The sequence below is a fragment of the Xanthomonas sp. A1809 genome, assembly GCF_017746015.1.
Lineage (GTDB): Bacteria > Pseudomonadota > Gammaproteobacteria > Xanthomonadales > Xanthomonadaceae > Xanthomonas > Xanthomonas euvesicatoria.
The window spans coordinates 139,580-162,944 of sequence record NZ_JAGHWZ010000007.1; the positions used below are offsets into that span (position 1 = coordinate 139,580).

The following is a 23,365-nucleotide window of genomic DNA, read 5'->3' on the forward strand; positions in this document are numbered from 1 at the left end:
TGTTGGAATAACGACACCTGTCACTCTTATGCGGAGGCACGCTGAATGTCCGACATGGCCATGATCCGGATCGGGATCCTGATCGCTGGACTGCTGCTGGTCGCGGCCATCTTCCTGTTTGGTCGCCCGAAGAAATCGCCGCAAGGGCGCCGGGTCGACAAGGACGAAGGCCAGCAGCGCGAACGGCGCGAGCCGGTGATTTCCAGCGAGTTTGGTGTGGAGGGTGACGCTGCAGAACGCGCAGAAGGCGTCGAGCAGAGCGAGCTCAACCTGGAAGGGCAGGATGCTTCCGGCGGCAACGAGGTCGGCAAGCGCCCGAACCAGGATTTCGACAAGATCGTGTCGTTGTTCGTGGCCGCCAAGGCGGGCCAGGTGTTGCGCGGCGAAGATGTGGTGGTGGCCGCAGAGAAGACCGGGCTGGTGTTCGGCCACATGAACGTGTTCCACCGCTTGGTGGAAGGCCACCCGGAGCGCGGGCCGATCTTCAGCATGGCCAGCATCCTCAAGCCCGGCAGTTTCGACATGGCCAACATCCGCGAGATGCAGACGCCGGCGATTGCGTTCTTCCTCACGCTGCCGGCACCGATGACTGCGCTCGACGCCTGGGAAAAAATGCTGCCCACCGTGCAGCGCATGGCCGAGCTGCTGGATGGCGTGGTGTTGGACGACAGCCGCAATGCGTTGGGCCGCCAGCGTGTTGCGCATATCCGCGACGAACTACGCGCCTACGATCGCCAGCACCAGGCACCGCCGCTGACCAAGTCGCCGCGCTGGTGAGTTGACATGTTGAGCCTGCGGGGCGTGTTGGCGGTGGCGTTGCTGCTGGTGCTGTGGGCGATCTTGGCGATGCCGTTGTTGTGGATCTTCACCAGGATCGCCGCGCGCCTGCGCAAAAGGCCGCGACATTCGCCCTGGGTGGTCGTGGGCTTTGCTGCCGCGATCACGTTACTGGTCGCGCCGGTGCCGACGCCTTTCGTCAGCGTGTTCATGCCGCACGCCATCGCGCTGCTGGATCGCCGCTATTACCTGCACATCCTGCAAGGCCCGCCGCTACTGCACGAGCTGCTGTTGTGGAACGCCGGCTCGATGGCGCTGACCTTCGTCATCAGCTATCTGTGGATCCGCCGCACGCTGCGCGCACCGGAGCCTGATGGATTGGATCGCTAGGAACTTAAAGCCCCTCTCCTGCGGGAGAGGGGGTGGGGTGCGGGTACGGGGCGAAGCCCTCGTGCAGCCGGACAACGCCAGGCGTCGCTCGCATCCTCATCCACCCCTTCGGAGCACCTTCTCCCCCATGAAAGAGGACAATGTCCCCAGGGAGAAGGATCTACCACTCAGTGCTGAGTGCTCAACGCTTGGCTTTCCCGAATGCCTCGCGGAAGCGCAGCATTTCCGCTTCGGTCCCCACGCTGACGCGCACGCGCTTGGGCCAGATCGGCCAGCTGCGGCCGACGATGACGCCCTGCTTTTGCATCGAATCGGCGAACACGCTCGCATCGCGCTTGACGTCCAGCAGGAAGCAGTTGGCTTGCGAGGGCAGGCAGGTGTAGCCCTTGCCCTTGAGCCAGGCGATGGTCTCCTCGCGTACGCGGGCGTTCTCGGCGCGGCGGGTCTGCACCAGCAGCGGGTCGCGCAGGCTGGCGATACCGGCGGCCATTGCCGGAACCGACACCGGGTTGCTGCCGAAAGCGGCAAGTTTGGTCTGCAGGCCGGGCGGGGCAAGGGCGGCGCCCAGGCGCAGGCCGGCCATGCCGTAGAGCTTGGAGAAGCTGCGCAGCACGATCAGATCCTGGCGCTGACGCACCAGATCGGCCACCGAGGGCTCGTTGCTGTAGTGGATGTACGCCTCGTCGACCACCAGCACGGCGCTGGCCGGTTTGTTGGCCAGCAACCATTCGATGTCGGCGCGCGGGGTGATGGCGCCGGTGGCGTTGCCGGGGTTGCACAGGTACAGCATGCCGGCAGTCGGGTCGGCCTTGGCCATCGCCTTGACGTCATGCGCGCCATCGGCACGCAGCGGCACCTTGCGTACGGCCACGCCGCGGGCGGTGGCGCTTTCGATCAACGGGTCGAAGCTCGGGTCGGCCACCACCAGCCCTGCACGCGCGGACGTGAACAGGCTGCCGGCACGGTTCAGCGCGTCCCGCGAGCCGGGGAATAACGACAGATGATCGTTGGGCAGCTGCAGCTCGCCGGTCATCAGGTTACGCAGATCCTGCTCCATCTCGAGCAGGTAGCGGCCCGAGCGTGCCAGCGAACGGGTGGCAGCGTCCAAGGCGGCCGGGGCAGGCCCGAGCGGATGCTCGTTGAGGTTGAGGTAGACCGTGCCGGCCGCCGCGGCCACGCCCGGCGTTGCCGGCGCCGCGGCGCGCTTGCGGGCCGCTTCGGCTGCGGGTGCCAGCCCCAGTGCAGAAACCGCCACGCCGGTGGTAGCGAGGCTGAGAAACGAACGGCGCGAGACGGGCAACGACACGGCGAACTCCATAGGCGGCGGGCAAAGAGGGCGCCACGCTAGCGGGTTTGTGTCTGTCTGCCTATCGGGGAATTGCCATAAAACTGGTTCGACGCGTGCTTGCAGGCGTTGGACGGCAGAGACAGGTGGCGTGACGGTGGCTGGCTGTAATGGCCGTGCTCCTGCCGGGCCCGCTGTCCAGCCCGGATGCGAATGGGTGCTGACGCACCCGGTGCGCATCGACGCAAACGACTTCATCCATCGCTCAAGCATCGCTCAGTCATCGCGAACGGCACCCGCACCGCTGACCTTGGCATCGGCATGGCCCGTTAGAATAGGCGGCCCAGAGCCAGCCCTGCGATCGTATGACTGCCAACCCGGATCCCGCTCAGCGCATCGATGCCCTGCGCCGTCGCATCGAAGACGCCAACTACCGGTATCACGTGCTCGACGAGCCGCAGATGGCCGACGCCGATTACGACAAGTTGATGCGCGAGCTGGAGGCCTTGGAGCGCGCGCACCCGGAATTGGCCAGTGCCGATTCGCCAACCCAGCGCGTCGGCCATCTGGCCGCCTCGCGATTTGCCGAAGTGCGGCATGCCTTGCCGATGCTGTCGTTGGGCAATGCCTTCAGCGAGGAGGAAGTGACCGAGTTCGTGCGCCGCATCAGCGAGCGGCTGGAGGTCAAGCAACCGCTGTTTTCCGCCGAACCCAAGCTCGATGGCCTGGCAATCAGCCTGCGCTACGAGAATGGCGAGTTCGTGCAGGGCGCCACGCGCGGCGATGGCGCCACCGGCGAGGATGTCAGCGCCAACCTGCGCACCGTCAAGGCGATTCCATTGCGGCTGCGCGGCGAGGGCTGGCCGCAGGTGCTGGAAGTGCGCGGCGAGGTCTACATGCCGCGCGCCGCGTTCGAGGCCTACAACGCACAGATGCGTGCGCAGGGCGGCAAGGTGCTGGCCAACCCGCGCAATGGCGCGGCCGGCTCGCTGCGCCAGCTGGATGCGCGCATCACCGCGCAGCGCCCGCTGAGCTTCTTTGCCTACGGCGTCGGCGAAGTGAGCGAAGGCGCATTGCCGCAGACCCATTCGGCGATCCTGGCGCAACTGCGTGCGTGGGGCTTTCCGGTCAGCGCGCTGGTCGAGGTGGTGCAGGGCAGCGATGGTCTGCTGGCGTATTACCAGCGCATCGGTGCCGCACGCGATGGGCTGGCCTTCGATATCGATGGCGTTGTGTACAAGCTCGACGATCTGGCCGGGCAACGCGCAATGGGCTTCGTCTCGCGCGCGCCGCGTTGGGCGATTGCGCACAAGTTCCCCGCACAGGAGCAGTCCACCACGGTGGAGGCGATCGAGATCCAGATCGGCCGCACCGGTGCGGCCACGCCGGTGGCGCGCCTGAAGCCGGTGCATGTGGCCGGGGTGATCGTCACCAATGCCACGCTGCACAACGCCGACCAGATCGCGCGGCTGGATGTGCGCGTGGGCGACACGGTGATCGTGCGCCGCGCCGGGGATGTCATTCCTGAAGTGGCCGCTGTGGTGGCCGACCAGCGCCCGCCCGGTACCCAGGCCTGGCAGATGCCGACGCAATGCCCGGTGTGCAGTTCGCAGATCGTGCGCGAAGAAGGTCAGGCGGTCTGGCGCTGTTCCGGCGAGTTGACCTGCCCGGCGCAGCGCAAGGAGGCGTTCCGGCATTTTGTCTCGCGGCGCGCGATGGATGTGGACGGCCTGGGCGAAAAATTCATCGAAGTGCTGGTCGACAGTGGCCTGGTGAAAGGCGTGGCCGACCTGTATCTGCTAAGCGTGGATCAGCTGCTGCAATTGCGCCTGATCAGCACGGCCGAGAGTCCGCACGCGTTCTTGCGCGAGGCGCGCGAGCATCTGGCCAGCGGCGCATATGCGCCGCTGGAAACCAGCGTGGTCGGCATCGGCGTGGACCTGGCCGGCGAGCGCGACGTGCCGCAGACCTGGCAGGCCGACCTGCTGCGCGCAGGCTTGCCGCGCTTCGACTGGAACCGCAAGAAGATCGCCACCAAGTGGGCGGAGAATCTGATCGAGGCGATCGAAACATCGCGCGACACCACGCTGGAGCGTTTCCTGTTTGCGCTGGGTATCGAGCATGTGGGCGAAAGCACGGCCAAGGCGTTGTCGGCCTGGTTCGGCGATCTGGAATTGATCCGGCATCTGCCGTGGCCGCTGTTCAAGCGCGTGCCGGACATCGGCGGCGAAGTGGCGCGTTCGCTTGGGCACTTCTTCGATCAGGCCGGCAATCAGCAGGCCATCGATGACCTGCTGCAGCGTGGCGTGCGCATCGGCGATACGCATCCACCTTCGCCCAAGCTGCGCGAGGCGCTGAGTTTTGCCAGCGTGCTGGAAGACATGGACATTCCCAAGGTGACGCCGGTGCGCGCGCAGCAGCTTGCCGCGTCGGTGGATTCGTTCGCTGCGCTGCGCACGGCCGGTGCCGATGCCTTGCAGCAGGCCGGCGTTCCCGCACCCGTGGTGGCCGCGTTGCTGCAATGGCTGGATCGCCCCGAAAACACTGCGCTCGCGAATGCGGCGCAGCAGGCGATGGAAACCGTGCTGGCGCGTCTGCCCCAAGCCGATGCGCTGCAGACCGGCCCGCTCGATGGCCAGACCGTGGTCATCACCGGGACCCTGGCTGCGCTGACACGCGATGCGGCCAAGCAGCGGCTCGAAGCATTGGGCGCCAAGGTCGCCGGTAGCGTCTCCAAGAAGACGGCATTTCTGGTGGCCGGCGAAGAAGCCGGTTCCAAGCTCGACAAGGCGCAGTCGCTGGGCGTGGAGATCTGGGACGAAGCGCGTCTGCTGGCCTTCCTGGGCGACCACGGCCAACAGCCATGAGCACGGCGCAGTTGGATCTGGCCGCGCTGCAGTTGCGGGCGCGGCTCAACGCCACGATCCGCGACTTCTTCGCCGAACGCGGCGTGCTGGAAGTGGAAACGCCGGTGCTTTCGGAGGCCGGCAATACAGAACCGAATATCGAAAGTTTCAGTACGCGCTTCACCGGCCATGTCGATGCCGGCGCGCCGCTGCGCTGGTTGCGTACCTCGCCGGAGTATCCGCTCAAACGCCTGCTTGCCGCCGGCCTGGGCGATTGCTACGAACTGGGACGGGTGTTTCGCAACGGCGAAGCCGGTGGCCGTCACAACCCCGAGTTCAGCATGCTCGAATGGTATCGGGTGGGCTGGAACGATCGCAGCCTGGCGCAGGAGACGATCGAACTGGTGCGTCGCGCGCTGGCGCTGGTCGGACGCCAGGCGAGGGTGCAGGTGCTGACGTATCGCGCGCTCTTTGTGCAGGCGCTGGGCATCGACCCATTGTGCGACCCGATCGAAACGCTACGCGCTGCCTTGCATGACGTGGCGATCGATCCTGTGGGTCTGACCCGCGACGATTGGCTGGACCTGCTGATGACCCATCGCATCCAGCCGGGCTTTGCCGCCGACACTCTGACGGTGGTGCACGATTGGCCGGCCAGTCAGTGTGCGTTGGCGCGGATCCGCTACGACGACCCGCCGGTCGCCGAGCGCTTCGAGCTGTATCTGGGCAGTTTCGAGGTGGCCAATGGCTATCACGAACTGAACGATGCGCAGGAGCAGCGTGCGCGCTTCGTGCGCGACAACGCCTTGCGTGCGGCACGTGGATTGCCGCAGCTGCCGCTGGACGAGCGCCTGCTGGCGGTGTTGTCGCAGTTGCCCGACTGCGCCGGTGTGGCGGTGGGCGTGGATCGCCTGTTGATGGCCTTGCGCGGCACCACGCAGATTGCCGACGTGCTGGCGTTCGACTTCGCCCGCGCCTGAGTCATCTGGCTGTCATCGGCGCCGTATTGCTATCTTCACATCGATGATGCTCTCATCTTCACGTCCACGGGGGCGCGACGAAGATCGTTCGGGGTGAGGATTGTCGGCATGAAGTGGCTGGTCAGCTTATGCGGTTTGTGGTGCTTGCCGCTGCTGCTGCTCGCCGATGCGCGCGCGTCCGACCGCGCAGCCGGCGTGGTGCGCTGCGAGTCCAAGGACCTGGCGCGCGTGCACTGCGCGATGGACACCGCCCAGGGCGTGCAACTGGTGCGCCAGCTCTCCGAAACCAGCTGCATCCGCGGTAGCGAATGGGATGTCGAACGCGACGGCGTGTGGGTCGAACAAGGCTGCCGCGCCGAATTCGCAGCGACCCGTGCGAAGACCGCAACCGTGATGCGCCGCGTGGTGCGCTGCGATTCCAATGGAGGCACGGTGGCGTGCCCGGTGGTGCTGCGGGGCGCGCCGGTGCGGCTGCTGCGGCAACGCTCGATGTGGCCATGCAAGGAAGGGCGCACCTGGGGCGTTCGCCGCAACGAAATCTGGGTCTCGCGTGGATGCGACGGCGAATTCGAAGTGGGCGCAGAAGATGGCTCCGGCTTTGTCGCGGTGCCGCGCATGGTCACCTGCGAATCGAAGAAAAGCGCGCGGCGCACCTGCGGCGTGTCGGTGGAACGTGCGGTGCGCCTGGGCCGGCAGATGTCCAAAACGCCCTGCGTGGAAGGCCAGACCTGGGGCTGGAGCCGCGACGGGGTGTGGGTGAACGACGGCTGCCGCGCCGAGTTCATCGTCGACTGAGAGCGGCCAACACGACATCGCGCGCAGTCGTCAGGCGGGTCGGGATGACGCGCCGTCAGAGCAGGTGTACGAGTGGTACCTGCCGATTCCGGGCACCGGCACCGGCTGCGTCCGCCTGCCGGCTGCGCAGTGGGTTTGTTCGCCGCGCCAAGGCCGCGCGGTCGTGCAACGGCGCAGGCGCTGCGCGCGCCTTACAATGGACGCATGAACGACAGCGCCCATATCGATTACGCCCGCTACGACCACATCCGGCCACTGCTGTGGACCGGCGATGCCCTTGAATTGCTCGACCAACGCAAGCTGCCTTTCGAGGTGGCGCATGTGCGTTGCGACAGCAGCGACGCGGTGGCCGAGGCGATCCATTCGCTGGCCGTGCGCGGTGCGCCGGCGATCGGCATCGCGGCAGGTTGGGGCGTGGTGCTGGCCGCGCGCGACATCGCTGCCGACGACGGCAGCGCTGCGCTGCAGAAGCTGGAGCCGGCGCTGCTGCGGCTCAACGCGGCGCGTCCGACTGCCGTCAACCTGGCCTGGGCGCTGATGCGCATGCGCCGCGTACTGGGCGCGGCCGGCGCCGACTGGCGCGAGGTGATCGCGCGCGAGGCGCAGGCCATCGCCGATGAAGACCTGGCCGCCAACCGCCACATGGGCGCGCTTGGCGCCGCGTTGATCGCACCGGGCAGCGGCGTGCTCACCCATTGCAACACCGGCTCGCTGGCCACCGCCGGCTTTGGTACCGCACTGGGCGTGATCCGCGCCGGCATGGCGCAACAGCGCATTGCCAAGGTGTTCGCCGGAGAGACCCGGCCGTGGCTGCAGGGCGCACGCCTGACCGTGTGGGAGCTGCAGCAGGACGGTATCGACGCCACCCTGATCGCCGATTCGGCGGCCTCGCATCTGATGAAATCCGGACTGGTGCAGTGGGTGATCGTCGGCGCCGATCGTATCTGCGCCAATGGCGATACCGCCAACAAGATCGGCACCTACCAGCTGGCCATCGCCGCGCGCCACCACGGGGTCAAATTCATGGTGGTGGCGCCGTCGTCCACGGTGGATATGGCAACGGCCAGCGGGGACCAGATCGAGATCGAGCAGCGCGATCCCGGCGAGTTGTTCGGCGTGGGCGGGGTCAGGACGGTGGCCGATGGCATCCATGCCTGGAACCCGGTTTTCGACGTCACTCCGGGCGATCTGATCGACGCAATCGTCACCGAACGCGGCGTGATCGCGCAGCCGGACCTGGCGCGGATGCAGGCCGCCTTCGGCGCCTGAGCCCGGGGCCGGCCGCCCGGCTTCCAACGCCGCCCAAACTCCCTGCAAGTGCTTGTTTCTGGCTGGTAAAGCGGAGGCGTCGGGATGCCCTGCCGTGGTACAATCCGGCGCTTGAATCGATCGGCGGGAGCGTGGGGTCGGCAGCCTGATGCAAGGGCGCTCCCGACGCGGCTTTCCGGCTCGCCCGCCACCTCACATACGGAACCCGAATGGCAGAAACCGCCAAGGAAATCATCCAGGTCAACCTGGAAGACGAGATGCGCAAGAGCTACCTCGATTACGCGATGAGCGTGATCGTGGGCCGCGCACTCCCCGATGCCCGTGATGGCCTCAAGCCTGTGCACCGGCGCGTGCTGTACGCGATGCACGAGCTGGGCGCACACAGCAACAAGGCCTACTTCAAGTCGGCGCGTATCGTCGGCGACGTCATCGGTAAATACCATCCGCACGGCGACCAGTCGGTGTACGACACGCTGGTGCGCATGGCGCAGCCGTTCTCGCTGCGCTACATGATGGTCGACGGTCAGGGTAACTTCGGTTCGGTCGACGGCGACTCCGCTGCGGCAATGCGTTACACCGAGTCGCGCATGTCGCGGCTGGCGCATGAGCTGATGGCCGACATCGACAAGGAAACCGTCGATTTCCAGCCCAATTACGACGAAAAGGAACAGGAACCGACGGTCATGCCGACCCGGTTCCCGAGCCTGCTGGTCAATGGCTCGGCCGGTATCGCGGTGGGCATGGCCACCAATATCCCGCCGCATAACCTGACCGAGGCGATCAACGCCTGCATCGCGCTGATCGACACACCCGAGCTGGATGTCGAAGGCCTGATGGAATACATCCCCGGCCCGGATTTCCCCACCGCCGGCATCATCAACGGCACTGCCGGCATCGCGGCCGGCTACCGCACCGGCCGTGGCCGTGTGCGCATCCGCGCCAAGGCCGATGTGGAAGTGGCCGACAACGGTCGCGAGGCGATCGTCGTCACCGAGATCCCGTACCAGGTCAACAAGGCGCGGCTGATCGAGAAGATCGCCGAGCTGGTCAAGGAAAAGAAGCTCGAAGGCATCAGCGAGTTGCGCGATGAGTCCGACAAGGACGGCATGCGCATCTACATCGAAGTCAAGCGCGGCGAATCTGCCGAGGTTGTGCTCAACAACCTGTACCAGCAGACCCAGATGGAGGCGGTGTTCGGCATCAACATGGTGGCGCTGATCGACGGCCGCCCGCAGTTGATGAACCTCAAGCAGATGCTGGAGGCGTTCATCCGCCACCGCCGCGAGGTGGTCACCCGCCGCACCATTTTCGAACTGCGCAAGGCGCGTGCGCGTGCGCACGTGCTGGAAGGCCTGACCGTCGCGTTGGCCAACATCGATGAAATGATCGAGTTGATCAAGACCTCGGCCAACCCGCAGGAAGCGCGCGAGCGCATGCTGGCCAAGACCTGGCAACCGGGCCTGGTGGGCGCGCTGTTGGGCGCCGCCGGCGCCGAAGCCTCCAAGCCGGAAGATCTGCCGCCGGGCGTGGGCCTGATCCAGGGCTTCTACCAGCTCAGCGAAGTGCAGGCCTCGCAGATCCTGGAAATGCGTCTGCATCGCCTCACCGGCCTGGAACAGGAAAAGCTGACCGACGAGTACAAGCAGTTGCTCGGCGTCATCGAAGGCCTGATCCGCATCCTGGAAAACCCGGACGTGCTGCTGCAGGTGATCCGCGACGAGCTGATCAATATCCGCGAAGAATATGGCGACGAACGCCGCACCGAAATCCGTCACAGCGAAGAAGATCTGGACATCCTGGATCTGATCGCGCCGGAGGACGTGGTGGTGACGCTGTCGCACGCCGGGTACGCCAAGCGCCAGCCGGTGAGCGCGTACCGCGCGCAGCGCCGCGGTGGCCGTGGCCGCTCTGCCGCAGCGACCAAGGAAGAAGATTTCATCGACCAGCTGTGGCTGGTCAACACGCACGACACGCTGCTGACCTTCACCAGCAGCGGCAAGGTGTTCTGGCTGCCGGTGCACCAGTTGCCGGAAGCCGGCTCCAATGCGCGTGGCAGGCCGATCATCAACTGGATTCCGCTGGAAGCCGGCGAGCGCGTGCAGGCGGTGCTGCCGGTGCGCGAATACGCCGACAACCGCTACGTGTTCTTCGCCACACGCAACGGCACGGTCAAGAAGACGCCGTTGAGCGAATTCGCCTTCCGTCTGGCGCGCGGCAAGATCGCCATCAACCTGGACGAGGGCGATGCGCTGGTCGGGGTGGCCTTGACCGATGGCGACCGCGACGTGTTGCTGTTCGCTTCCAACGGCAAGACCGTGCGCTTTGGCGAATCCACCGTGCGTTCGATGGGCCGTACCGCCACCGGCGTGCGCGGTATCCGTCTGACCAAGGGCGAGGAAGTGGTCAGCCTGATCGTGGCCGAGCGTGCTGGCGGTGTCGAAGAAGAGATCGAAGGCGAGGAGGTCGATGACGTGGTGGAAGCCACCGATGGCGGCGAGTCTGCCGTAATCGAGGTCGCCGACGACGGCAACGTGGCCTACATCCTGACGGCCACCGAGAACGGCTACGGCAAGCGCACCCCGCTGACCGAGTACCCGCGCAAGGGGCGTGGCACCCAGGGCGTGATCGGCATCCAGACCACCGAGCGCAACGGCAAGCTGGTGCGTGCGGTGCTGCTGGGCGCCACCGATGAAGTGCTGTTGATTTCCGATGGCGGCACGCTGGTGCGCACGCGTGGTTCGGAGATCTCGCGCGTTGGCCGTAACACGCAGGGCGTCACGCTGATCCGCTTGTCCAAGGGCGAAAAGTTGCAGGCGGTGGAACGCCTGGACGCGTCGCTGGATGAAGTGGATGAGGTGGTGGACGAAGCAGGCGCAAGTGTGAGCGAGGCGCCGCCAACTGACGCATGATCGCAGCGCCAACGCGACGCAGTTGAGCAAAAACGCCGGTGAAAACCGGCGTTTTTTTATGCGCGAAGGTTTGGGGCGCCACGCTTTATGGCGAGTGCTGACATCTGCAACGCAGTGTCTTCATGCGTTCGCCGCAAAGATCGCGGCTCTTTCACTGGCCCGGGTCGAAGGTAGCGGGTGGTGCGGCGGCGTTGCGTCGCCGCTGAGTCGAAGAGGAACAACGGATGACGATTCTGGATCGTCCTTCCGGTCGCGGCCATTGGGCGCTGGCGACCTTGGGAGGCGTGATTGCTTTACTGGGCGCGGTGCTGCTTGCCGGTGGCGTGTGGCTGGCTGCGTTGGGCGGCTCTTGGTATTACGCACCGGCCGGTGCGGCGATGCTCGTTGCCGGCGTGCTGCTGTTTCGTGGCCGCAACGCGGGCGCCTGGTGGTTTGCCGGCGTGGTGGCGGTTTCGTTGCTCTGGACGTGGTGGGAATCAGGCAGCGATTACTGGCGCTGGGTGCCGCGTCTGGGCCTGATCGTGGGTCTGGCATTCGTGCTTGCGCTGTTGCTACCGAAACTGCATCGCCCTGTGTCGCGCACGGTATCGCGCAGCCTGGCCGGTGCGCTGGCGATGGTATTTGTGGTGGCGTTCGCATTGGCGTTCATGCCGCATGGCGTGACTGAAGCCGATGGCGCGCTGGCGCATGCGGCAGGCATGCTCGGTGGTCTGGTCAACCGCGACACCTCCGCCTCGGTCGCGGCGTCCGGCGTACAGCCGGCGAATGCACCGGCCGACGGCGATTGGGCCGCATACGGACGCAGCCAGGCCGGCCAGCGCTATTCGCCGTTGCAGCAGATCAATCGCGACAACGTCGCGCAGCTGCAGCAAGCCTGGCTTTTCCACACCGGCGATCTGCCGAACAAGCGCTGGGGTGCGGAAACCACGCCGCTGAAGGTGGGCGACAGCCTGTACCTATGTACTGCACGCAACCAGGTGATTGCGCTGGATGCCGCCAGCGGCAAGCAGCGCTGGCGCTACGATCCCAAGGTCAAGGACGAGGCGATTCCGTACACGGCGGCATGCCGTGGCGTCTCGTATTACGAAGTGCCGGTGGCTGCTACCGCGGTGGATGCTGGAGCAACCGCACAGCTGTGCCGCACGCGCGTGATCGAAGGCACGCTCGACGGGCGCTTGATTGCGCTGGACGCACGTAGCGGCACGCCATGCCCGGATTTCGGCAGCAACGGTCAGGTCGACATCACCGTCGGTATGGGCCAGACGCCGCCGGGCTATGTGTCGATCAATTCGCCGCCGGCCATCGTGCGCGGCGTGGTGGTCACCGGGCATCAAGTGCTCGACGGGCAGAAGCGTTACGAGCCCTCCGGTGTGATCGAAGGCTTCGATGCGGTGACCGGCAAGTTGCGCTGGGCCTGGGACATGACGCATCCGGAATGGAACGGCGCACCGCCGCCGGGCCAGAGCTGGACGCGCGGCACGCCCAATATGTGGACCACCGCCGCAGCCGATGAGCAGTTGGGCTATGTCTATCTGCCGATGGGCAATTCCACAGCCGATTACTGGAGCAGCTCGCGCACGCCGCAGGAAAACCGTTACGCGACCTCGCTGGTGGCGCTGGATGTCGCCACCGGCAAGCCGGCATGGAATTTCCAGACCACCCACATCGATGCATGGGACTACGACCTGGGCTCGCAGCCGAGCCTGATCGACTTCCCCAAGGACGGCGTCAACGTGCCGGCGGTGCTGTTGCCGAGCAAGCAGGGCGAGCTGTACGTCCTGGATCGGCGCACCGGCAAGCCGCTGGTGGGCGTGGAAGAGCGTGCGGTGCCAGGCGGTGGCGTGGAGCCGCAGATGCGTGCCAGGACGCAGCCGTTCTCGCTGTACCACACGTTGCGCAAGCCGGATCTGACCGAACGCGACATGTGGGGCATGACCCCGATCGACCAGCTGGTTTGCCGTATCCAGTTCCGCAAGGCCAGCTATAAGGGCATCTACACGCCGCCGGAAGCGGACCGGCATTCGATCGAGTACCCCGGTTACAACGGTGGTTCGGATTGGGGCAGCGTGGCGGTAGATCCGCACCGCGGTGTGATCGTGGCCAATTACAACGACATGCCCAACTACAACCTGCTGGTGCCGCGCGCCAAGGCCGACAAGCTGGGTTGGGCACCGCGTGATGAAGTGCGTGGCGATGCGGGCGGTGCGGAAGGCGCAGGCGACCCGCAGACCGGCACGCCGTATGCAGTCAACGTCAATGCCGGCTGGCGTCTGCCGTTCACCAAATTGCTGTGCAAGGAGCCACCGTATGGCGGCATCCGCGCCATCGATCTGGCCAGCGGCAAGACGCTGTGGGACCGCCCGTTCGGCAGTGCGCGCGGCAATGGCCCGTTCGGCATCCGTTCCGGCCTGCCGATCGAAATCGGTACACCGAACAATGGTGGCGCGGTGGTGACGGCAAGCGGTTTGATCTTCATTGCCGCAGCCACCGACGACCTGATCCGCGCGATCGATCTGGCCACCGGCAAGGAGCTGTGGCATGCCAAGTTGCCGGCCGGTGGCCAGGCCAACCCGATGGTGTACGAATACGGTGGCCGCGAGTATCTGGTCATCATGGCCGGCGGGCACCACTTCATGGAGACCCCGGCAGGCGATGCGTTGATCGCCTACGCGTTACCGCAGAAGGCGCAATGATGTCGGAGACGAGCGGGGGCGGCTGCTAAAGACAGGCAGACGCAATGCCACGTGGTTGGTGGCTGGAATCGGAGTGTGCAATGCAGGCAGACATGCTGATGTCGCCCGTGAGTCGTCCTCCGGCAGCTAAGAGGGGTCGCACCATTCGTCAGTGACTCAGGACGTTGAAGCACGAAAAAGCGCACCGCAAGCGGTGCGCTTTTTTCTTGAAGCACATCTGGCAAGCGCTCAGCTATCTCGGCAAGACAACGCTAATCTTGCCTAGTGCTTGCCCACATGATGCATCAGGCCGCACGCTTTCCCGATTCCCGATTCCCGATTCCCGATTCCCGAATCACCCAACGTTCGCCGCCACCTCGTCGTCCTGCACCGCATCGCGCACATCCTGCGCCAGCGTCGCCTTGACGATGATCGAGCGGATCGCATCGGTGGCCTCGGACAGCGGCACATCGTTGCTCAGGCGCTGGAAGGTGTCGCGGCTGTTGTAGCCGGAGCCATCCTTCAGGTAATGCTCGTACATCGATAGCAGATCCTGGCAGGCGGTGATCAGCGCAGCGACATTGCCACGCACCAGCGCGTGACCGATCTGATCGAAGCTGTGCAGGCAATCGGCAAGCCAGTGCAGGTCGTAGCGCGCGGTGGCAGGCTCGGGTGCGTTGTGGCCGCGGCTATAGGCGCTGTAGCGACGCAGGCTGCGCGCCACGCGCGCCACATGCGCGAACAGCGTGCCGATCTCGCTGGCGATATCCAGCCGCTGCACCAGCACCATGGGAATCACTTGGCCGGCAGCGGCTGCCTGCTGCTCGGAGGCGTTCTGCTCATGCTGTTCCAGCGATTGCTTGAGCACGGCATAGCTACGCTGCAGCGATTCCAGTTCCAGCGTGGTGGCCGCCGCACGCGCCTTCAGTTGCGACAGCGCCGCCTGATAGCGGCCAAGGCTGTCCTGCGTACTGGCAAGCTCGCCGGATTCGGCACGCAGCTGGCGGCCACGCACGAATGCCAGCCCGGTCGCGATCAGCGCCCAGAGTGCGAATGCAGGCACCAGGTAGATCAGGATGCCCATGGGGATTCCTCGAAACGTTGCATATCTTGTCGGCCTGCAACGCGCAGACTTGAGGCTGATCCTCGGCGCATGCCCTGATCCGGGACATCGTGCCCAGACACGGCAACTGCATGGTGCCGGCGCACAGCATCTGATGTGGCCAATGGCAGCCGTAAGAGGCCCGACAGCGGGCCCTTGCGGGGGACCGCGGAATGCATGAACAAGGCTGCGGGCGGGAGCGGCCCGGATGCTGCAGCGGTGCCCCCAAAGCGTGGCGCTGTTCGGCCGGGTCAGCGAAGAATGCCAGGCAAATCCAGCCCTTTTTCCTTCGCGCAATCGGTTGCAATGGCGTAACCGGCATCGGCGTGGCGCATCACCCCGGTGGCCGGGTCGTTCCAGAGCACGCGTTCGATGCGCTTGTCGGCGGCCTCGCTGCCGTCGCAGACGATGACCATGCCGGCGTGCTGCGAAAAGCCCATGCCGACGCCGCCGCCGTGATGCAGCGAAACCCAGGTGGCGCCGCTGGCGGTGTTGAGCAGGGCATTGAGCAGCGGCCAGTCGGAGACCGCGTCCGAGCCGTCGGCCATCGCTTCGGTTTCGCGATTGGGCGAGGCCACGCTGCCCGAATCCAGATGGTCGCGGCCGATCACCACCGGCGCCTTCAGCTCGCCGCTGCGCACCATCGCGTTGAAGGCCAGGCCCAGCCGGTGGCGATCGCCCAGGCCCACCCAGCAGATGCGCGCGGGCAGGCCCTGGAAGGCGATCTTTTCGGCGGCCATGTCGAGCCAGCGATGCAGGTGCGCATCGTCGGGGATGAGCTCCTTGACCTTGGCGTCGGTCTTGGCGATGTCGTCCGGGTCGCCGCTGAGCGCAACCCAGCGGAACGGGCCAATGCCGCGACAGAACAGCGGGCGGATGTAGGCGGGCACGAAGCCGGGGAAATCGAATGCGTTGTCGATGCCGGCTTCCAGCGCCATCTGGCGCAGGTTGTTGCCGTAATCCACGGTAGGCACGCCCAGTGCATGGAAGGTGAGCATGGCGCGGATGTGGTTGGCCATCGACTCGCGCGCAGCGGCTTCCACTTCCTTGGGCGCGCTCACGCGTTTTGCGTCCCACTCTTCCACGCTCCAGCCCTGCGGCAGGTAGCCGTTGACCGGGTCGTGTGCAGAAGTCTGGTCGGTCAACAGATCCGGTTTGATCCCGCGCAGCAGCAGTTCGTCCAGCACGTCGGCGACATTGCCGAGCAGGCCGACCGACAGCGGTTTTTTCGCGGTGCACGACTCCTCGATCAGGCGCAGCGCCTCGTCCAGAGAGTCGGTCCACGTATCCAGATACCCGGTACGCAGGCGCATGTCGATGCTGGAGCGGCGGCACTCCACCGCCAGGCACGAGGCGCCGGCCATTACCGCCGCCAGCGGCTGCGCGCCGCCCATGCCGCCGAGACCGCCGGTAAACAGCCACTTGCCGGCCAGATTGCCGGCGTAGTGCTGGCGGCCCATTTCCACGAAGGTTTCGTAGGTGCCCTGCACGATGCCTTGCGCGCCGATGTAGATCCAGCTGCCGGCGGTCATCTGGCCGTACATGGCCAGGCCCTTTTGATCGAGTTCGTTGAAGTGGTCCCAGTTGGCCCAGCGCGGCACCAGGTTGGAGTTGGCGATCAGCACGCGCGGCGCATCGGCATGGGTGCGGAACACGCCCACCGGTTTGCCGGACTGCACCAGCAAGGTTTGGTCCTCGTCCAGCCGCGTGAGCGCAGCGACGATGGCGTCGAAGGATTCCCAGTCGCGCGCGGCGCGGCCGATACCGCCGTAGACCACCAGTTCCTGCGGGCGCTCGGCCACGTCCGGGTCCAGGTTGTTCATCAACATGCGCAGCGGCGCTTCGGTGAGCCAGCTCTTGGCGGTGAGCGTGGTGCCGGTGGCGGCGCGGATGACGCGGGTTGCATCGTGACGGGTCATGCCGGGTTCCTTGCAATCAGCGGTTGGCCGCAGGCGGCGCGGTGTCGGAGGAGGGCGCATTGGCGAAGTGCAGGCAGGCCTGCAGCACGTGGCGCAGTACCGCGCGCAGCACCACGGCGTGTACCGGCTGCCACGGCGTTGGCCAGTTTTCGGGCGTGAGGCTGTCGGGCTCGCGCATGTAGCCGCGACAGGCCAGTTCCATCTGCAAGGTGTGCACGCCATGCGCGGGCTGCGCGTAGTGGCGGGTGATCCAGCCGCCCTTGAAGCGGCCGTTGCGCACCGTGCTGGAGCCGCTGCTGCGGCACAGGCGCTCCACCGCATCGACCAGGCGCCGGTCGCAGCTGCGGTCCTCGTTGCTGCCGATATTGAATTGCGGCAATTCGCCATCGAACAGATGCGGGATGAACGAGCGGATCGAATGTGCGTCGTAGACCACGATCTTCGCGTGCTGCGCGCGCAGGCGCGCAATTTCCCCGGCAAGCGCGGCGTGGTACGGGTCGAACCAGCGCGTGCGACGCAACGCGATCTGCGCCTGATCCGGTGCCGCACCATCGGCATACAGCGGCTGATTGTCGAAGGTGGTGAGCGGGCACAGACCGGTGGTGTTCTGGCCCGGATACAGCGAGGCCCCGCTCGGGTCGCGATTGACGTCGATGACCGAGCGCGAGATGGCAGTCCGCAGCGTGGTGGCGCCCAGCGCCTGTGCGAAGTCGTAAAGCTGGTGTACCCACCAATCGGTATCGCGGCGCGCCAGCCACGGCGACACGAACTGGTCGGCCACGTCCTCCGGTAACTCGGTGCCGGTATGCGGAAAACTGACGATCAACGGCGCGTCGCCGCGGTGCAGTTCCAGCCAGTCGGGCAGGGCGTTCATCGCTGCGCTCCATGCACGCGTGCTGCGTGCGTGCGGCATGCGTTGCGCAGCTGCGCGTTGCGGATGCCTCGCGTGCGCGGCGCGGCGTCATCGCAAGTGCGTGTGCTTGGAGAGATCGCGAAAGACTGCAGTTGCGGCCGCGACGAGGCAGGTATCGATTCGCTGCACAAGCGCTGCCCACTCATATGTCCTGCTCCACACCCGGCAACGGGATCGCCACTGCCTGCGCCAGCGCGCCCGAGCGCACCAATGCGCTGGCAGCCAGCATGTCCGGATGAAAGTAGCGGTCGTCCTGCAGTGTCGGCACCTGCGCGCGCAACAGGGCACGCGCCGCTTCCAGCGCAGTGCTGGAGCGCAGTGGCGCATGGAAATCGCAGCCCTGCACGGCGGCCAGCAGCTCGATGCCGATGACGTTGGCGGCGTTCTCGGCCATCGCCAGCAAGCGGCGCGCACCGTGCGCAGCCATCGACACGTGATCTTCCTGATTGGCCGAAGTCGGAATCGAGTCGACACTGGCCGGATACGCGCGCTGCTTGTTTTCCGACACCAGCGCGGCGGCGGTCACCTGCGGAATCATGAAGCCGGAGTTCAGGCCCGGGCGCGGGGTGAGAAAGGCGGGCAGGCCGGACAGTGCCGGGTCGACCAGCATCGCGGTGCGGCGTTCGCTGATCGAGCCGATTTCGCAGACCGCCATCGCCAGCATGTCCGCGGCGAAGGCGACCGGCTCGGCGTGGAAGTTGCCGCCAGACAGCGCTTCACCGGTATCGCTGAGGACCAGTGGGTTATCGGACACGCCATTGGCTTCGATCTGCAGGGTGCGCGCGGCCTGACGCATCACATCCAGCGCCGCCCCCATCACCTGCGGCTGGCAGCGCAGGCAGTACGGGTCCTGCACGCGCACATCGCCCAGCCGATGCGATTCGCGAATGGCCGAATCGGCCATCAGGGCGCGCAATGCGGCAGCGGTGGCGATCTGCCCGGGCTGCCCGCGCAAGGCATGAATGCGCGCATCGAAGGGCGTATCCGAGCCCTTGGCCGCTTCCACCGACAACGCGCCGGTGACCAGCGCGGCCTGCAGGACGGTTTCGATCTCGAACAGACCGGCCAGGGCGCAGGCGGTGGAAAACTGGGTGCCGTTGAGCAGGGCCAACCCTTCCTTTGCGCCCAGCACGCGCGGCTGCAGCTGCGCATGTGCAAGCGCGTCGGCAGCAGGCAGTCGCTGCGCGCCGACGAAGGCTTCGCCAACGCCGATCATCACCGCGGCCAGATGCGACAGCGGTGCCAGGTCGCCGGAAGCGCCCACCGAGCCCTGGCATGGCACCACCGGGGTGATGCCGGCGCGCAGCATCGCTTCCAGCAACGCCAGCGTGCCCGGCTGCACGCCGGACGCGCCCTGGGCCAGGCTGGTGAGCTTGAGCGCCATCATCAGCCGCACCACCGGTACCGGCGTGGGCTCGCCCACACCTGCCGCGTGCGACAGCACGATATTGCGCTGCAGGGTCTGCAGATCCTCGCGCTCGATACGCACGCTGGCCAGCTTGCCGAAGCCGGTGTTGACGCCATACACCGGCTCGCCACGCGCCACGATGGCCTCCACCGTTTGCGCGCTGCGCAGCACCGCGGCAGCGCATGCATCGTCCAACGCGACGTCGGCACCGCGATACAGCGCACGCCATTGCGCCAGCGTGACCTGGCCGGGTTGCAAGACAACAGAAACACTCATGACGACTCCGGATTCAGCACAGATGCCCGCGCCAGACGCGGGCATGAAGAGGATTGAAGCCCATGCGGTAGACCAGGTCGGCCGGCGCATCGATGTTCCAGATCGCCAGGTCGCAGTCCATGCCGGCGCGCAACTGGCCCAGGCGCTCGCTGCGGCCAAGCGCCCGCGCAGCCTCGCGGGTGAACCCGGCGATGCATTCGTCCACGGTCATGCGGAACAACGTCGCCGCCATGTTCATCGCCAGCAGCGGGCTGGTCAGCGGCGAGGTGCCCGGGTTGCAATCGGTGGCCAACGCCAGCGGCACGCCGGCCGTGCGCAGCGCGGCAATCGGTGGCAGTTGGGTATCGCGGGTGAAGTAGAACGCGCCTGGCAGCAGCACTGCCACCGTGCCGGCAGCGGCCATCGCCGCAATGCCCGCCTGGTCCAGGTACTCGATGTGATCGGCCGACAACGCGCCGTAGCGTGCGGCCAGTTCGGCGCCGTGCTGGTTGCTCAATTGTTCGGCGTGGATCTTGATGCGCAAACCATGCGCTTGCGCCGCAACGAAGACTTGTTCGGCCTGCGCCTGCGAGAACGCCAGATGCTCGCAGAACACGTCCACCGCCTCGGCAAGTCCTTGCGTGGCGATCGCCGGAATCATCTGCGTGCAGACCTGGTCGATGTAGTGCTGCGCCTGCCCGCCAGGCGGCACGGCATGCGCGCCCAGGAAGGTCGGCACCACTTCCACCTTGCGCAGCGCGGCGAGTTGGCGCGCCACGCGCAGCTGCTTGATTTCATCGTCCAGCGTGAGCCCGTAGCCGGATTTGATTTCCAGCGTGGTGACGCCTTCGCCAAGCATCGCATCCAGGCGCGGCAGGCTGGCGGCCAGCAACGCCGCACCGCCGGCGGCGCGGGTGGCGCGCACCGTCGCCACGATGCCGCCGCCGGCTGCGGCGATGTCGGCATAGCTGGCGCCGCGCAGGCGTTGCTCGAACTCATTGGCACGGTTGCCGGCGTACACCAGGTGCGTGTGGCAATCGATCAGGCCGGGGCTGATCCAGCGGCGCCGGCAGTCGTGCGCACTGTCGGGCTGCAGCGCCGGGGCCTGTGCGGCTGCGCCGGCGTAGACGATATGGCCGTGCCGGCAGGCGACGATGCCATCGTCCACGATGCCCAGGCCGCCATCGGTCGCATCCAGGGTCATCAGTTGCGCGTTGTGCCACAGAACGTCGCAATGCATGGCGCAGGCTCGTGGTGTCTGATATGTATATACAATAAGTTCGGCGATCGAGGGTGTCTAGTGGCAGACCAACAGACGCAGGTGTTCTGGGCAGCCCGGGCATTGTTGCCCGACGGCTGGGCGAGCAAGGTGCGGGTCGCGGCAGAGCAGGGCCGCATCGTTTCGGTGGAGGCCAATGCGGCTGCTGCGATTACCGACACGCGCTGCGACGTGCTGTTGCCTGGCTTGGGGAATCTGCACAGCCATGCCTTCCAGCGCGGCATGGCGGGGTTGACCGAAGTCGGCGGGCGCAGCGGCGACAGCTTCTGGAGCTGGCGCGAGCTGATGTACCGCTTCGTCGACCGGCTCGACCCGGACAGCCTGCAGGCAATCGCCGAGCAGGCATATGTTGAAATGCTCGAAAGCGGCTTCACCCGGGTCGGCGAATTCCATTATCTGCATCACGCAGCCAGCGGTGTGCCGTATGCGCAGCCCGGCGAAATGTCCGAGCGCATTGCCGCCGCTGCCGCCAACACCGGCATCGGGCTCAGCCTGTTGCCGGTGTTCTATGCGCACTCGGATTTCGGTGGTGCCACCCCCAGCCCGGCGCAACGCCGTCTGATTCACGACATTGACGGCTTCGCGCGCTTGCTGGACGACTGCAGACACAGCCTGAAAGCGCTGCCGGACGCGGTACTCGGGCTGGCGCCGCACAGCCTGCGCGCGGTCACTCCGCAGCAACTGGCAGCGCTGGTGCCGCTTACCGATGGCCCCATCCACATCCATATCGCCGAGCAGCAGCGTGAAGTGGATGCCTGCCTGGCCTGGTCCAAGCAGCGCCCGGTGCAGTGGCTGTTGGCCAACGCGCCGGTGGATGCGCGCTGGTGCCTGGTACACGCCACGCACGTGGATGCACACGAACTGCAGGCAATTGTCGCCAGCGGCGCGGTCGTCGGTCTGTGCCCGATCACCGAGGCGAATCTGGGCGATGGCGTGTTCCCGATGCAGGCCTTCGCTGCTGCGGGCGGGCGTTTCGGCGTGGGCTCGGATTCGAATGTGCTGATCGATGCAGCCGAAGAACTGCGCCTGCTCGAATACGGCCAGCGCCTGACGCTGCAGGCACGCAATGTCGTGGCGCAGGGGCCGGTGTCGAGCGGACGCTGGCTCTACGATCAGGCCGGCATGGGTGCCGCGCAGGCGCTGGGCCTCGCGCAGACCGGCATCCGTGCCGGCGCAGCGGCCGATCTGATCGAACTGGACACCGCGCATCCGGCCCTGCTGGCGCGCAGCGACGACGCCTTGCTGGACAGCTGGCTGTTTGCCGCGCGTGGCACCGCGGTGCGCAACGTCTGGCGCGGCGGGCGCTGGGTGGTGCGCGAGGGGCAGCATGTCGACCGCGCCCGTATCGCCGCACGGTTTGCCGCGGTGTTGCGCAGCCTGCTGGGCCAGTGACATTGCTCATCGCACGGTGGCGAGAGTGGTCAGGTGGCTGCCCAACGGCGCGCAGGAGTCGTGGTGTACGCTTTGCACCTGCCGATGACGGGCCCCGGCCGCAACCGCCAGTGGCTGCGCCTGAACCGCTCCAAGCGGATGCGCGCGCAGTGCTGCTCCTGGAGCCACCGCAGACGCAGCTGCGTCGCCGGAGCAGGTGCACGCAGTGCGCTCGTCCATGCAGCGTGCATGGTGCATGCCGCAACGTGCAGCTGGCGCACGCTGCCGACCATGCGGCATGCCGATTGAATAGCCGCTCTTTCCGGAGACCCGCGCTTTGACCGCCACCACCACCATCGTGCCTGGCACCTTGCATCAGCGCATCCGCCAGGATCTGGAACAACGCATCCATAGCGGCGACTGGCCGCCCGGGCACCGCGTGCCGCCTGAGCACGAGTTGATGGCGCAGTACGGCTGCTCGCGCATGACGGTGAACAAGGTGCTCGGCTTGCTGGCCGATGCCGGCATGATCGAACGCCGCCGCCGTACTGGTTCGTTCGTCGCACGGCAGCACCCGCATCTGGAACAGGTGGCGCTCTCGATCCCGGACATCGAAGTGGAAATGACCACGCGCGGCCATGCGTACCGGTTCTCTTTGTTGTCGCGGCAGCTGCGCAACGTGCGGCAGCGCGTGCCGCAGGAACGTGCGCTGGGCAGCACCGGCAAGGTGCTGGAATTGCAGAGCGTGCACCTGGCCGACGGCCGCCCGTTTGCGCTGGAGCACCGCGTGATCGACATCAACACCGTGCCCGACGCATTGGACCAGCCGTTCACGGAGGTGGCGCCGGGCAGCTGGTTATTGCGCAACGTGCCATGGACGCGCGCCGAGCACCGCATCAGCGCTGCCAGTGCCGACGCCGCGCAGGCCGAGCAGCTCCAGGCGGACGACGGCGCGGCCTGCCTGGTGATCGACCGCCACACCTGGCGCGGCGAGCTGCCGGTCACCTACGTGCGCCAGATGTTTCTAGGCGGTTCGTACGATCTGGTGGCACGGTTCGCGCCGGGACTGCGCTGAGATGATGTCGGCAGGCGACGGGCGCGGTACCGCAGCGCTCAAGTCGCCAGGTGCTCGCTGAACGGTAGCGGCCGTGTTGCAGTCGCTGCACGCCGGGAAGGCGGCGACTGCGTGTTCACG

At 66.5% G+C, this 23,365-nt stretch carries 17 protein-coding genes and 1 other RNA gene; 11 read left to right on the plus strand and 7 right to left on the minus strand.

Going from position 1 to position 23,365, the window contains the following annotated elements:
* The first annotated feature begins 45 nt into the window (after positions 1 to 45).
* Both zipA and J7396_RS11850 read left to right on the plus strand, forming a co-directional pair.
* A complete protein-coding gene (gene zipA / locus J7396_RS11845; RefSeq protein ID WP_014089858.1) occupies positions 46 to 777 on the plus strand; it encodes a cell division protein ZipA in 732 nt (243 codons plus the stop codon).
* 6 nt (positions 778 to 783) lie between these two features.
* Positions 784 to 1,167, plus strand: a complete 384-nt coding sequence (locus J7396_RS11850; protein WP_014089859.1) for a hypothetical protein — start codon at positions 784 to 786, stop codon at positions 1,165 to 1,167.
* Between the two features lie 181 nt (positions 1,168 to 1,348).
* Here the strand turns inward: J7396_RS11850 and J7396_RS11855 are convergent, their stop codons facing one another.
* Entirely contained in the window at positions 1,349 to 2,473 is a 1,125-nt protein-coding gene (locus J7396_RS11855; protein WP_031422051.1) for a pyridoxal phosphate-dependent aminotransferase, read from the minus strand.
* Between the two features lie 344 nt (positions 2,474 to 2,817).
* On the opposite strand from J7396_RS11855, the gene ligA reads away from it, so the two are divergent.
* From ligA to J7396_RS11870, 3 genes are all read left to right on the plus strand, one after another.
* Entirely contained in the window at positions 2,818 to 5,319 is a 2,502-nt protein-coding gene (gene ligA, locus J7396_RS11860; protein ID WP_209261493.1) for an NAD-dependent DNA ligase LigA, read from the plus strand.
* On the plus strand, positions 5,316 to 6,278 hold the full coding sequence (epmA, locus tag J7396_RS11865) for an EF-P lysine aminoacylase EpmA (protein WP_209261494.1): 963 nt from the start codon (positions 5,316 to 5,318) through the stop codon (positions 6,276 to 6,278). Before ligA ends, epmA begins: the two co-directional genes overlap by 4 nt.
* Positions 6,279 to 6,386: 108 nt before the next feature.
* Positions 6,387 to 7,073: a DUF3011 domain-containing protein gene (locus J7396_RS11870; protein WP_008576270.1), complete on the plus strand. Its 687-nt coding sequence runs from the start codon at positions 6,387 to 6,389 to the stop codon at positions 7,071 to 7,073.
* A gap of 4 nt (positions 7,074 to 7,077) precedes the next feature.
* Here the strand turns inward: J7396_RS11870 and J7396_RS11875 are convergent.
* Positions 7,078 to 7,154: non-coding RNA, sX9 sRNA (locus J7396_RS11875), on the minus strand.
* 123 nt (positions 7,155 to 7,277) lie between these two features.
* Between J7396_RS11875 and mtnA the strand changes: the two genes are divergently transcribed.
* From mtnA to J7396_RS11890, 3 genes are all read left to right on the plus strand, one after another.
* The gene (mtnA, locus tag J7396_RS11880; RefSeq protein WP_011347031.1) at positions 7,278 to 8,342 is read left to right on the plus strand and encodes an S-methyl-5-thioribose-1-phosphate isomerase; all 1,065 of its coding nucleotides are present in this window, start codon (positions 7,278 to 7,280) and stop codon (positions 8,340 to 8,342) included.
* A gap of 209 nt (positions 8,343 to 8,551) precedes the next feature.
* The gene (gene gyrA, locus J7396_RS11885; RefSeq protein WP_014089864.1) at positions 8,552 to 11,251 is read left to right on the plus strand and encodes a DNA gyrase subunit A; all 2,700 of its coding nucleotides are present in this window, start codon (positions 8,552 to 8,554) and stop codon (positions 11,249 to 11,251) included.
* Between the two features lie 224 nt (positions 11,252 to 11,475).
* The gene (locus J7396_RS11890) at positions 11,476 to 13,944 is read left to right on the plus strand and encodes a membrane-bound PQQ-dependent dehydrogenase, glucose/quinate/shikimate family (protein ID WP_136733806.1); all 2,469 of its coding nucleotides are present in this window, start codon (positions 11,476 to 11,478) and stop codon (positions 13,942 to 13,944) included.
* A 334-nt stretch (positions 13,945 to 14,278) separates the two neighbouring features.
* On the opposite strand, the gene J7396_RS11895 is transcribed toward J7396_RS11890, so the two are convergent.
* From J7396_RS11895 to hutI, 5 genes are all read right to left on the minus strand, one after another.
* The gene (locus J7396_RS11895) at positions 14,279 to 15,007 is read right to left on the minus strand and encodes a hypothetical protein (RefSeq protein WP_008576266.1); all 729 of its coding nucleotides are present in this window, start codon (positions 15,005 to 15,007) and stop codon (positions 14,279 to 14,281) included.
* Between the two features lie 269 nt (positions 15,008 to 15,276).
* Complete coding sequence (hutU, locus tag J7396_RS11900; RefSeq protein ID WP_014089866.1) at positions 15,277 to 16,944, minus strand: urocanate hydratase; 1,668 nt, start codon at positions 16,942 to 16,944, stop codon at positions 15,277 to 15,279.
* 16 nt (positions 16,945 to 16,960) lie between these two features.
* A complete protein-coding gene (gene hutG / locus J7396_RS11905) occupies positions 16,961 to 17,818 on the minus strand; it encodes an N-formylglutamate deformylase (RefSeq protein WP_071117821.1) in 858 nt (285 codons plus the stop codon).
* Between the two features lie 181 nt (positions 17,819 to 17,999).
* Positions 18,000 to 19,541: a histidine ammonia-lyase gene (gene hutH, locus J7396_RS11910; RefSeq protein WP_209261495.1), complete on the minus strand. Its 1,542-nt coding sequence runs from the start codon at positions 19,539 to 19,541 to the stop codon at positions 18,000 to 18,002.
* Between the two features lie 13 nt (positions 19,542 to 19,554).
* Positions 19,555 to 20,760 carry an imidazolonepropionase gene (gene hutI / locus J7396_RS11915; RefSeq protein ID WP_209261496.1) on the minus strand — a complete coding sequence of 402 codons (1,206 nt, stop codon included), beginning with the start codon at positions 20,758 to 20,760 and terminating at the stop codon, positions 19,555 to 19,557.
* Positions 20,761 to 20,820: 60 nt separating this feature from the next.
* On the opposite strand from hutI, the gene J7396_RS11920 reads away from it, so the two are divergent.
* The 3 genes from J7396_RS11920 to hutC are packed head-to-tail and all read left to right on the plus strand — an operon-like array spanning position 20,821 to position 23,245.
* Entirely contained in the window at positions 20,821 to 22,191 is a 1,371-nt protein-coding gene (locus tag J7396_RS11920; RefSeq protein ID WP_008576256.1) for a formimidoylglutamate deiminase, read from the plus strand.
* A gap of 60 nt (positions 22,192 to 22,251) precedes the next feature.
* Positions 22,252 to 22,479 (plus strand): hypothetical protein, encoded by a 228-nt coding sequence (locus tag J7396_RS11925; RefSeq protein ID WP_033837415.1) that lies wholly within the window; start codon positions 22,252 to 22,254, stop codon positions 22,477 to 22,479.
* 28 nt (positions 22,480 to 22,507) lie between these two features.
* Positions 22,508 to 23,245 carry a histidine utilization repressor gene (gene hutC / locus J7396_RS11930; protein ID WP_008576253.1) on the plus strand — a complete coding sequence of 246 codons (738 nt, stop codon included), beginning with the start codon at positions 22,508 to 22,510 and terminating at the stop codon, positions 23,243 to 23,245.
* Positions 23,246 to 23,365: the final 120 nt, after the last annotated feature.

Excerpts from the sequence above, each read along its gene's own strand:
- zipA (WP_014089858.1), top strand. The coding sequence starts at position 46 with ATGTCCGACATGGCCATGATCCGGATCGGGATCCTGATCGCTGGACTG.
- J7396_RS11850 (WP_014089859.1), top strand. The coding sequence starts at position 784 with ATGTTGAGCCTGCGGGGCGTGTTGGCGGTGGCGTTGCTGCTGGTGCTG.
- ligA (WP_209261493.1), top strand. The coding sequence starts at position 2,818 with ATGACTGCCAACCCGGATCCCGCTCAGCGCATCGATGCCCTGCGCCGT.
- epmA (WP_209261494.1), top strand. The coding sequence starts at position 5,316 with ATGAGCACGGCGCAGTTGGATCTGGCCGCGCTGCAGTTGCGGGCGCGG.
- J7396_RS11870 (WP_008576270.1), top strand. The coding sequence starts at position 6,387 with ATGAAGTGGCTGGTCAGCTTATGCGGTTTGTGGTGCTTGCCGCTGCTG.
- mtnA (WP_011347031.1), top strand. The coding sequence starts at position 7,278 with ATGAACGACAGCGCCCATATCGATTACGCCCGCTACGACCACATCCGG.
- gyrA (WP_014089864.1), top strand. The coding sequence starts at position 8,552 with ATGGCAGAAACCGCCAAGGAAATCATCCAGGTCAACCTGGAAGACGAG.
- J7396_RS11890 (WP_136733806.1), top strand. The coding sequence starts at position 11,476 with ATGACGATTCTGGATCGTCCTTCCGGTCGCGGCCATTGGGCGCTGGCG.
- J7396_RS11895 (WP_008576266.1), bottom strand. The coding sequence starts at position 15,007 with ATGGGCATCCTGATCTACCTGGTGCCTGCATTCGCACTCTGGGCGCTG.
- hutU (WP_014089866.1), bottom strand. The coding sequence starts at position 16,944 with ATGACCCGTCACGATGCAACCCGCGTCATCCGCGCCGCCACCGGCACC.
- hutG (WP_071117821.1), bottom strand. The coding sequence starts at position 17,818 with ATGAACGCCCTGCCCGACTGGCTGGAACTGCACCGCGGCGACGCGCCG.
- hutH (WP_209261495.1), bottom strand. The coding sequence starts at position 19,541 with ATGAGTGTTTCTGTTGTCTTGCAACCCGGCCAGGTCACGCTGGCGCAA.
- hutI (WP_209261496.1), bottom strand. The coding sequence starts at position 20,760 with ATGCATTGCGACGTTCTGTGGCACAACGCGCAACTGATGACCCTGGAT.